Annotated in this window: 4 protein-coding genes; all 4 read right to left on the bottom strand. The window is 43.8% G+C overall.

The window, feature by feature from the left end:
- Positions 1-87: 87 nt before the first annotated feature.
- Positions 88-1,356: a hypothetical protein gene (locus tag HY811_06965; protein MBI4834541.1), complete on the bottom strand. Its 1,269-nt coding sequence runs from the start codon at positions 1,354-1,356 to the stop codon at positions 88-90.
- Positions 1,357-1,366: 10 nt separating this feature from the next.
- A complete protein-coding gene (locus HY811_06960) occupies positions 1,367-2,458 on the bottom strand; it encodes a hypothetical protein (protein ID MBI4834540.1) in 1,092 nt (363 codons plus the stop codon).
- A 51-nt stretch (positions 2,459-2,509) separates the two neighbouring features.
- Positions 2,510-4,402: a HEAT repeat domain-containing protein gene (locus HY811_06955; GenBank protein MBI4834539.1), complete on the bottom strand. Its 1,893-nt coding sequence runs from the start codon at positions 4,400-4,402 to the stop codon at positions 2,510-2,512.
- Between the two features lie 670 nt (positions 4,403-5,072).
- The gene (locus HY811_06950) at positions 5,073-7,400 is read right to left on the bottom strand and encodes a hypothetical protein (GenBank protein ID MBI4834538.1); all 2,328 of its coding nucleotides are present in this window, start codon (positions 7,398-7,400) and stop codon (positions 5,073-5,075) included.
- Positions 7,401-7,753: the final 353 nt, after the last annotated feature.

Genomic DNA, 7,753 nt, shown 5'->3' with positions numbered 1-7,753 from the left:
CCAGCAACAAGGCGGTTACTGCTACCGCAATAACGCCTGCACCAAGCCATTTGCTGCGAAGCGGTTTTCCTCTACTATTACGCATGATTACCTCCGTTTCTCATCATTTTTTATCTTTACTTGACTGGTGAAATACATTTCTGGGTCTTTTTTGTCATCTATGGTTTCCACTAATGTGCGTAGGCTATACCCGGCTAAGCCATTAAATTTTTCATCAGCATTGACAGTAATAACCACCGGCTTTTTTAAATCCACCAGTTTATCATTAAGTAAGACGCTAAATTCCGTAACATCGCTTTGGATAAAAATCTTGTTAGCATCTATTTTCGCCTCTATTCTTTGCCCTGGTTGGGGATTATTTGTTTTTAACCAGTAGAATATCTGTTTATAAATCCGGGTGGGTTCCCAGATGACAAACTTAGGGTAAGGATTGCGTTTCTTGGAAAATATCCAGTCCCAAATCGGCTTGAATCCTTCTTTGGGAAATCCATGCCCGATGTCGGAATATTCTTTGTAAGTAAAATCATATGCGCCATATTTTTCTTTGTATGCTTTAAGAGTTTCAGCGGCTTGGCGGTCTGGCTCTACTGAAATTACTTTATCATCCGCGCTGTGGTAAAACCAGACGGGAGTATTTTTAAGGTTGGCGAGTATTCCTCCTGTAGAACCGGCCCCGGACATAGGTGCAAGTGCTGCAAATATATCTGCATAATGGGAGCCAATTGACCATGTGCCTTGTGCCCCCATAGAATGACCGGCCAGGTAGATTTGATTGGTATCAATATTATAAGTGCGCTTTAAGTCGTTGATAATTTCTATGATATATTTTTCCGCAGTTTCTGTTTTCCAGGCACTGCCATTACTTTTATCCATAACAGTCGGATAAACTCCGATTAATTTTGGGTTAGGGTTACCATAACAAGCCTGCATGTCATCCCCTTCACATCTGTAGCCGTGCAATCCTATAAAAACACCTGTTTTTTTACCGGCTTTGGCTTCAGGGGGTATCGAGATGAAATATTCGCCTGGGTAATCAGGATGAGTGCATTTTGCAGGATTTTTACCTTCGGGTTTGGCGTCCTGTTTAACTAATGGCCAGATTGTTTTAGTAAAAGCGGTTATGTCTGAAGGGGAAACTTCCTCATCATATTTTGCCAATTCATCAAGAAGCCCGGTTTTTTCCATACTATCTTTTACCGTAAAGTATTTCTTGATGAGTTTTTCTGCTTCGGATTTTTTCTGTGAGGAAAGCCCCTGGTTTTTAGACGGTGAGGCAGATTCTTCCGTGATAAGCATATAATTAGGTGCCAACAATAACGAAACAATCCAAAAGCAGCAGGAAATGAAGCGTCGCATATTTTTTCTCCTATTTTTGTTTATTGTTGGTAATTTTTATCTTTACTTCAGGCGGTTCTTCAGGGAAATCCGGATGGTGCTTGACATTAGGGGAAAGGGTTATTATTTTTGTCAGGCATTCATCGCAGAATTTTGTAACAGAACCGCTTGCTTTTTCCAGAATGCAACCGTCATGAGCTGTGATATGGAGCTTTACGAAACCGCATTGGCGGACGAAAATGTGGGCGCCACACTGTGCCGACATTTCAACCCCGCCGGCACAACTTCTGTAAGCCTGGCTTTTTGATTTGTCGTCATCGGATGGATGCGGTATAAGCACCGTAAATTCACCTGAAGAACAATCTGATATTTCGACGTTATTTAAATAGAGCAGTCCTTCGCTGGCAATCCATAAGTATTTAGTATATTCTTTGATTCTGTCACGATATGTTTCAAACCATGCTTCCGTTACATCCGTAACCACGCCGATTTTAATGTTTATCGGATACGCGGATTGATATTTTTTTTTCGCCTCTTCCTGGCGGGCTTTTTCCAGCCCATCTTTTTTTACCCAGCGGTTTTGGAATTTAACGTATCCTTCCGCTTCTTTTATTTCTTCCTGTGTCAGCCAGCGGTCGTTTTCTTTCCTATGACCCAGGGCTTTACGGGATTTTTCATGGTTGGGGTCTATCTTGATCGCTTCCGCCCACATTAGCAGTGCTTCTTCAGGTAATTTATTGTTCTTGCAGGATTCACCCAAACTATAAAAATCATCCGCGGTTTGGCATTTTTCTTTTTTTGCCATGTAATCCTGGTAAGTATTACCTTTGATTATTTTTTTGATGCGGAATAGATAAAAGGTTTTAGTTTCCTTGGATTTATCATCCTTGTTTTCTGGAAGTAGTTTTAAAGTTTGTTTTTCCTCACCGATAATCCGTCCGTGAACCATTTCACCTGATAGAAGTTCTATCGTATCTGCATAAAGCCCCTTAGAAATGATTAAAAGGCCGTATATGAGAAAACCGGACAAAAAAAGCGTTATGGTGAAGAAGTATTTACGGGGTAATACTACAGTTACCTTTGGTGGCCCGTTCCTAAAAAGGTTGGTTTTCATGTTTTTCATAATCATAGTACTCCTTTTACACAAATTTACTCCATTTTATGCGTTTATAGATTATTCAGGTTTACTAAAGAATATATGGTTCAAAATCAGCATGGTAATCACGAAATTATTGTCAGCAGTGATTTTATATAGAGGATTAACCCGCTCGTTATCCAGGATAAAACCCATGGCTAATATGGCATAAGATCTCAGGTCGTCATTTTTTTCCGCGACATAGAAGTCCATCAATTGTTTAATAGAAGCTTTATCGCCGATATACCCTATGCCGTGGAGTGCCCTGGTTTTTATTTGCGGAAGACTTTTACTGTCACTGATTCTTTTATATAATTCTTCTAATACTTCATTTCGTTTGCCGAGCATAGCAAGTGATATGGTAAGATTATTATAACCGACTTTTGCCATATCAACCCTTTGCTGGGCGTTTTTGAAAGCTTCTTCCAAGGCAGGGACGGCTTGTTGGTCTCCAATCATTCCCAGGGCAAGGACAGCATAATTCCAGCTTACAGGATCGGAATTGATTTCTTTTTGAACAACCTCAATCAAAGTATTGACGGATGAGATATCTTTCATCATGCCAAGAGCAATAATAGCGGCGCCGCGCGAAAGAGGCTTTGTCTTTTTCACCACTATTTTTTGGAGTTCCGGAATGGATGCTTTATTACCCAATAAACCTAGCGATAAAAAAGCCATCCCTTCAATATTAAAATCAGGTTTTTTAGTAAGGTTATGGATGGTATCGAAAGCCTTATTATCGCCTAATTGAGCAAGTGATATCACGGCAAATGCTTTGGTTTCGGTTGACTTATCCTTGCTGATAAGATTTATCAATTCATCTTTTGCCTTAGGTGATTTAATCAATCCCATAGCCAGTGCGATGCTTGAGCGGATAGTGCTTTCCTTTACCTGCAGCGATTTTATCAAGTAAGGAAGCGCAGATTCATCTTTGAGCCGGCCAAGAGCAACGGCTGCGTATGACCGGACATATTCATCATACGAAGCATCATTCAATATTTTGCCCAAGAAATCAACTGATGATTTATTCTGAATATTGCCCAGGGAAAGAATAGATGAGCATTGAATTTCCTTATGTAATTTTTTGTTTGGGTCAAGTGCTTCTTTCAGTATATTAATTGATTCTTCGGTTTTTATATAACCGAGTGCCAGTGCGGCGTACGCGCGGCTAATCATCTGGGATTTTTCATCCGTTTCATTAAATAAGATTGCTTTTAAATCGGTAATAGCAGATTCTTCTCCCATGATTCCCAAAGCTAAAGCCGAGACATTCTTTACATCAAAATTAGCATCATTCTTTAATGCGTCTTTTAGTGCCGGGACAGCACCTCTATGTTTGTATTTTCCTAGAGCTAGTGCGGCATTTGCCCTGATAATAGGATTTTCATTTTCTTTCAGGCATTTTATAAGGAACTCCAATGATTGCTTGCTGATTGGATTGGCTTCCACGTTAAGGGTCCCGTCATCCATTTTTTTAGGGTTTATATCATCAGCCCACTGGATTATATTTTTAAATGGCAGGTAATAAAGGCGGTTTCTTGACCACCAGTTTTCCCACATCGGAACTGTAGACAACGGGTTAAAAACTAACGGTTCGATACCTGTCCCGGCCGGAGGCCGCAGTGGAGGTGGGGGCGGTTTTACGGTTGGCGCCGGAATTGGGGCGGGTTTTACTTTTTGGGGGGGTGGAGCTGGGATTGCTGGTGGAGTTGGTTCTGGAGCTTGTGGAAGAGGAGGTTCCGGCTTTTGTTCAGGAGCAGGATTCGGTTTCATTTGGTCTCCTGGTTTTGGAGGAGGCGGTGGGTTCTTAAAGAATTTCTTCGTTTCCTCTTCTGCAGCCGGGCACCATGCCATAACTTGAATTACCATTAAGGTGAAACATAAAAAACACCATAATCCTAACAACCCATATAATTTGTTTTCTTTATTCATTTGAAATTTCTCCTTTATATATTTTCTAAATACGGCTTATATTATCCCTGCCACGACTGAGAGCATTTTTCCCTCTTGCATCTTGTGTCATGGCTCACTCGCAATTATTGGTAACTTTTTCGGCATCAATTTTATTTGTATCATCTTGTTTTATAAAGGGTTACAAAATTTGGTGAATTCAAACGTAGGGGGGTAGGTACGGTACCTCCTGCGGGGGACTCCTCATAAAACCGTGGGGCACTGGTTATAAAGCCGCGGGGTGTCCTTCGTAAAGCCGTGGGGTATCTCTCATAAGACCGCGGGGTATTTCTCGTAAGACCGTGGTTTATCCCTAGTAAGACCGCGGGGGCATGGTCATAACGCCGTGGGGTCTCTATAGTAGAGACGCAGGGGGATAGTCGTAAAGACGTAGGGACATGGTCGTAAAGACGCGGGGGCATGGTCGTAAAGACGCGCCCCCCCACATCGGCGAGGCAGGGGAGAGGCTTATTATTCCGTAATCCTTTGATGTTCCTACTCAGGAACCCTACGTCACAAATAAAACCAAGTTTCTTGTTCACGTTCATTATATTAAAACGTTCCTTTTTCACCACCCCGCCGTTTCGACAGGGTGTTTTTGTAGTTATATTATTCTGGCACTCCTACGCCCCGATGTATCGGGGCGGCAAACTCAAGGTACACCAATATCCCGATATTCATTGGGACTCCGGAGTCCCCTTAAGGGACTCCTACGCATGGTAGCATTTTCAAATTCCAAATAACTGCTATCCGCTATCTTCACCCCGGCACGTTGACCACCCCCAATGTCATTAGCAAGCTTGTATACAATGTAGTAAGTCTTGGGGGTGGTCGTAATGGACCATTGTTTCATATTAAGATAACAGGTGCCGTTACTAAAGTTTCCTTTACTGATAAAAGTGTCGCCTGTATCCCAAAACCCGTTGCTATCAGATTCCATCCATACTTGGATTTCAATTTTACAATCCGGGCAGGCAATGTTAGTAGAATATGCCTTTAATCCTTTATCAATACGGAATCGTTTCCAGCGGGCGGTGCCTTCAACCGTCCGCATATCAAACTTGACATGGGCAACAGACTGTCCCATTTGAATAGAATTTCCATTGATAATATCAGACCAGTTGGTGGTGGAGACCGCGGTTCCCGCGGCATATTCTAATTGCCAATCAGACAAAGTTGCTGTTTGAGTGGTATCGGATGTAGAGAAATTTGCCCGTAGTTTTATACCGGTAATATTGGCAAATGTTGCCGGATAAGCTGTCATAAGGTCGGTTCCCGATGGGACATTGGCAACTAATAATGCATTATTTGAAGAGCTCAAGACATCTACGGTTAAGAGTGTATTAGCTGGGGTAATCTTTGTATGATTAAGAGTTCCCCAGTAAGAAACGCCTGTCGGTGCAATTGCTGTTGAGGTATAGACGCCGGAAGCAAAATAGGCAAGCGAAGCCGATGCATAATTTGGGGTTGGTAAATTAGCCGGTGCAGAGCCATAATATTTAGCATAGGTTCTGCCACCGCCGCCATTACCACCATTAAACTTACCAGTACCTCCAGCACCTCCATTAGCCGTAATTCCGCTTGCCCCGGGATTTGTAATTGTTATAGCAATAAGGATAATTGAACCTCCCGCTCCTCCGCCGCCGCCTCCACTTCCAAAAGTAACATTGCGACCATTAGCTCCTGCCTGACCATTAGCCGCAATTGATGCGCCATTAATCACATTGATAATATTAGCCGAAATGAAAATAATACCACCGCCATTACCGCCTGCATAACCGTAGTCCGTTGTGTAGCCCGGAACGTTTTCACCTCCACTTGCTCCTCCTCCCCCTCCCATATACGCACGGTTTATTAGGTTGGAAGAATTGGCTTGCCCATCGGTTCCGCCGCCACCCCCGCCGCCTGCCCATGCAACACTAGTATTAAAACTTCCGCTGCCGCCATTCCCCCCAGTATTAGTGCTACCGGAACCACCCGCGCCTGCACCGCCTCCTCCAACTCCAACGGAACCGTTACCACCACCGCCTCCGGCACCACTTGAAGAATCTTTTCCAAAACCAACAGAACTTTGATAAGCACCGCCACCGCCGCCGCCGCCCGAACCGACAGTTCCAGCGCTCCCGCTTCCTGCCCCAATTGATTGCGTAGCCCCTCCTCCGCCTCCAGCACCACCGGATTCAACAGTCGTGCCGCCAGTCGCCGCAGATGCGTTAGCATAGCCGCCTTTCCTGCCGCTGCCATTATAGCCTTCTCCACCAGGAGAGTTAGATCCAGCCGAGGTTCCACTGTCGCCTCCCAAATAGCCTTTCGCATTTGTGTTGATGCCATTCACCACATTTACCGTAACGGTACCAGTAGCCCTGAATACCAGAACTCCGCCCCAAGTTCCATTCCAGGCAGAACAGGTAAGCGAACCAGAATCAATTGTTACATTGGTATAATTTGGCACGCGCTGGACCATTATTTTATCAAGAGTGCCATTATATCCATTGGTTAATGCTCTATTAAGATTCAGCGTATTCACGTTAATAGAAGTTATACGGGCAAATTCATAGAAACCGACATTACCGCTGGTTCCTTTAAGGCTGATAATAATAACTTCATCCCCGGCCGCCAGACCATTAGGAGCAGAGACAACGACAATAGAGGTAGCGCCGGATGATGTATTCGCCATAGAAGTAGCCGTAACCGCATCAGGCCAGGCCCGATTGAAAAGGTCGGTATTGATATTCTTCGCAGTGGTAATAGTGATTGTTCCATCTGTTCCATTCCCGCTATCATAATTCATAAGTTTTAATGTTACATCGGTATTGTTTGTGGTAGTAACCGTGTTATTAAACGTTCCATCGGTGAAGGAGGATTGGGACCAGGTATCGCCGTAGGCGAAATTATTCAAGCCCCAATTCCCAATGACCAATAATAGAATAATCGCCCAAATCCCTATTACGCCAAATCGTCTAAACGCTTTATGCAACATTTTGCAACATCCTCTTGTAACGCCGAGTAATATATAGTCGTCCCGTCTTGCGGGATAACATCTTTTTACCATGGCACGCCGATAGCCGTGGCGTTTTCTCCCGAGTGGTGCCGCTTTCTTTGGCTTCACATCGGGATTCCGAAGCACCTCTACTTAGGCTACCCCATTCAGGAGAATTCTAAGGGACCCCAATACATGTCGCATTCTCGAACTCCAAATAGCTACTATCTGCAATTTTAACCCCGGCTCTTTGCCCTCCGCCGATATCCCCAGCTAACTTGTATACAATATAATACGTTCGTGATTGAGTTGTCACTTGCCACCGCTTCATATTAAGCCAGCAGGTGCCATTG

The organism is Planctomycetota bacterium, from assembly GCA_016207825.1.
GTDB lineage: Bacteria > Planctomycetota > MHYJ01 > JACQXL01 > JACQZI01 > JACQZI01.
The sequence above is the reverse complement of the archived record's forward strand: the minus strand, read 5'-3'. Positions and strand labels throughout refer to the sequence as shown.